The sequence below is a fragment of the Herbaspirillum sp. UBA812 genome (assembly GCF_002296545.1).
GTDB lineage: Bacteria > Pseudomonadota > Gammaproteobacteria > Burkholderiales > Burkholderiaceae_D > Herbaspirillum > Herbaspirillum huttiense.
On the sequence record NZ_DBIC01000333.1, the window covers coordinates 1 to 3,232 of the forward strand.

Genomic DNA, 3,232 nt, shown 5'->3' on the forward strand with positions numbered 1-3,232 from the left:
CCCATCTCCGCACGGATGGTCTGAAGGAACGGCAGTCCGCGAATCTGCTGGCAGCTGTGCAGCGGCAGGCAGCGATGCTGCTTGGGCCAGAGTGATTCGTGCTTCAGCAGATGGGACAGCTCGTGGTAACGCGCGATGCCCACTTCCCTGAATTGCGCCACCAGCTCCGGATGCGCCCTACCGATCACGTCGAGCCACTGCTCGGTGATGGCAGCGCGAAAGACCTCCAGCTCCTCAGGCGTGAGCCGGACATCGCTGGAATAGCCGGGCGTGTCGAAAATCTTGTCCTTCAGGTTCAGTGCAGTCATGGCGTGCTCGCGCTGGGTCAGTCGTGCATGCGGATCAGGCAGCGGCCCGACATGGCGCCGCTGCGCATGCGCTGGATGGCGACGTTGATGTCGTCCAGCTTGAAGTGCTCGGTGATGAGCGGCTTGAGCTGGATGAGGCCGGCATCAAGCAGCCTGGTATAGCGGGGAATGTCGACATGCGGCACGGCCTCGCCGCCATGCGACCCGCTGATGGTCTTCTCGAAGTGCAGCGGCAGCGAGTAGATGCTGATGTTGCGGCCGGCACGCGGCACCCCCACCAGAACCACGCGTCCCTGCGCCTTGGTCAGCTCATAGCCCATCTCGATGATGGGCGGCTGCCCGGTATTGTCGATGAAGACATCGATGCCTTGCTTGCCCGTCAGCTCCAGCAGCGCTGTGCGGGCATCGACCTGGCTGGCATTGATCAGATGCGTGGCACCGACCTGTTTGGCCAGCGCCAGCCGGCCTTCGTGCAGATCGACCGCAATGATGGGGTAGGCAGAGCGCAGCGAGGCTGCCTGGATGATGTTCAGGCCGACGCCGCCGGCACCGAAGACCACCACCGATTCCCCCAAACGGATGTCCGCATTGTTCTCGGCCACACCGAAGCCCGTGGTGACCGCACACCCGAACAGTGCCGCAACATCCATGTCGCTGGAGGGATCGATACGGGTGACACGATTCTCCGAAACGATGGCGTATTCGTTGAAGGTCGCGATCAGGCCGGCGTTGAGCGGCTTGCCGCGCCAGGTGTACTTGGGCGGAAGCGATTCGATACCCTGGCTCTTGCGCCAGTGCAATACCACACGATCGCCCGGCTTGACGAAACGCACGCCGGGACCGACTTCCTCCACGATGCCCGAGGCCTCGTGGCCGAGCAGGTGCGGCAGGTACTTGTCCTCGCCCTTGGCGCCGTCGATTTCACCGAGCTGGGAGCCGCACACGCCGCTGACACCGATCTTCACCAGCACTTGTCCGACGTCGAGCTGCGGCGGCAGTTCGACCTCATCGATGATCAGCGGCTGTTGCAGTTCGGCCAGGATGGCCGCACGCATGGTCTTGGGAATGCTCATGGTGTTCACTCGAAATAGATGAGGGAATGGTCGCCGGTATAGCCAGTCTGGCGGAACCACCAGTCCCATTCTTCGGGGGTGCAGAAGGCTTCGCAGGTGACCTGCCAGTACAGCAGGTTAGCCTTTTCGGTTTCGTTGCGATATGACTCTACGCAAACATATTTCTGCTTGCCGACCCGCTCCATTTCCCGCAAGGCCTTGTCCAGATCGTAGTTGTGCAGGTTGTGCAGCGTGGTGATGGAAAAGACGAAATCGAAATATTGGTCAGGGAAGGGCAGGCTGGTGGCATTGCCCAACAGCAGGCGATCGCGGATCTCTTCCTTCGCATGCTCCAGCGCATAGGGAGAAATGTCGAGGCCATGGATCTCCAGGCCGGGGACCAGCAGCGACATCTCGTACAGCAGAAATCCCTTGCCGCATCCCACGTCGAGCACCTTGTCGCCCGCCTTCAGGCCATAGTGGTCGATCATCGCCTGCGCCACCGGTGCCCAGCGGCCCGGCATGTAGCGATAGCCGCCGTAGCAGATGCGGCGATCGCCGTCCCAGTAGTCGAATCCCCATTGCTTGGCCAGCTCGGCCGCCTTGGGCTTGGGGAATTCAGGGTCGTTCACGCGCGCCAGATAATCGCGCTGGGTGCTTTTGTGAACAGAGCTGAGGAAATCGATGTAGGCCATGTCTTATACCAGTCTGGATTGGAAAAATTGTCGCGCCTTGTCGAGCTGGGTGCGCTTGCGCTGATCCACGGAGATCGATGCATCGGCAAACTGCCGTCGCCGCGCGGCCTCGGGCAGGAATTCGTTGAGCATGATGCAGCACCATTTTGCCTGCATCACCGGCAGCAGCTGCCGGGCGCGCTCGCGCAGCGAGCCGGCCCGCTCGGACCAGGCCAGTGCCTGGCCGGCAAAATCCTCGAAGTCGCCAAAGGGTACCGGGACGGCGGGCTGGCAAAAGAAGTCACCGATCATCTTGGCCGGATCATCCCACCCGGCGTATTCGAAATCGATGAAGCACAACTGGCCATCAGGTCGCAGCAAGACGTTGTGAAAGCCGAAGTCGGAAGGCGATATGCAACGGTCCGCCTCCGCCAGCAGCGGGAGACCCTCGGCAAGCAGCCGCGCGCGGTGGTGCTGCCAGACTGCCGCCATCTCGCTGATCAGTGCCTGCGCTTGTGCGTCCAGCGCATCAGCTGGGGCGAGGGCCTGCAGGCGCGCGATGCGCCGGTCGACGGTAGTCAGGTGTTGCGTCAGATCGAAACAGGCTTCGGAGGCCGGCGGCAGATCGTGACCGTCGTGCCGCGCCGCATTGAGGACGTGCAGAAATTGTGCGGCGGCCATGACATGGGCCGATGTCAGTCGTGCTGCGGCGATCTTCTCGCCATGGACGTATTCGTAAAGGCCGACCCGCTGTTGGAGGTCGCAGGCCAGCGCGCGCGGGACGCAGTGCAAGCCGAGCTTGCCGGCGTAGCGCAGGAATCGGTACTCCGCTCCCAGGCGGTCGCGGGTATCGGCAGCATCGCTGAAATAGGCCTTGGCCAGATAGCGGCCACCCGCCGTGTCAACGGCATAGACGCGGTTGTTGCCGCCGCCGTCGAGCGCAGTGAGGCGCAGGTCGCCAGCATCCAGTCCCGACTGTGTCAGCAAGGCCGTGATGGTGGCTTGCAGCCCGGTGTTCACCATCGTTCCTCGAAGAAGGCCCGGATCCCCGGCCATCCACTGAGTCGCGTGAATTCCGATGTGGCAGCGTGATTACCCTCGGGATCGAACAGCAGGCGCACCGTCTGCGGCGGGAATCCCGGCATGCGCAGGGTCTCGGGCAGAATGTCGATGTAGTAATGGCAGTCTTAGTAGGGGT

At 62.6% G+C, this 3,232-nt stretch carries 4 protein-coding genes; all 4 read right to left on the bottom strand.

The genetic code is table 11. The annotated features are described in order from the left end of the window. On the bottom strand, positions 1-308 hold a 308-nt coding region (locus B3873_RS22580; protein WP_286869194.1), incomplete at its 3' end, for a hypothetical protein. A gap of 17 nt (positions 309-325) precedes the next feature. Then, complete coding sequence (locus tag B3873_RS22585; protein WP_286869195.1) at positions 326-1,381, bottom strand: zinc-binding dehydrogenase; 1,056 nt, start codon at positions 1,379-1,381, stop codon at positions 326-328. 5 nt (positions 1,382-1,386) lie between these two features. Next, the gene (locus B3873_RS22590) at positions 1,387-2,055 is read right to left on the bottom strand and encodes a class I SAM-dependent methyltransferase (RefSeq protein WP_134223633.1); all 669 of its coding nucleotides are present in this window, start codon (positions 2,053-2,055) and stop codon (positions 1,387-1,389) included. Positions 2,056-2,058: 3 nt separating this feature from the next. Continuing rightward, positions 2,059-3,057 (bottom strand): aminoglycoside phosphotransferase family protein, encoded by a 999-nt coding sequence (locus B3873_RS22595; RefSeq protein WP_286869197.1) that lies wholly within the window; start codon positions 3,055-3,057, stop codon positions 2,059-2,061. Positions 3,058-3,232: the final 175 nt, after the last annotated feature.

Excerpts from the sequence above, each read along its gene's own strand:
- B3873_RS22585 (WP_286869195.1), bottom strand. The coding sequence starts at position 1,381 with ATGAGCATTCCCAAGACCATGCGTGCGGCCATCCTGGCCGAACTGCAA.
- B3873_RS22590 (WP_134223633.1), bottom strand. The coding sequence starts at position 2,055 with ATGGCCTACATCGATTTCCTCAGCTCTGTTCACAAAAGCACCCAGCGC.
- B3873_RS22595 (WP_286869197.1), bottom strand. The coding sequence starts at position 3,057 with ATGGTGAACACCGGGCTGCAAGCCACCATCACGGCCTTGCTGACACAG.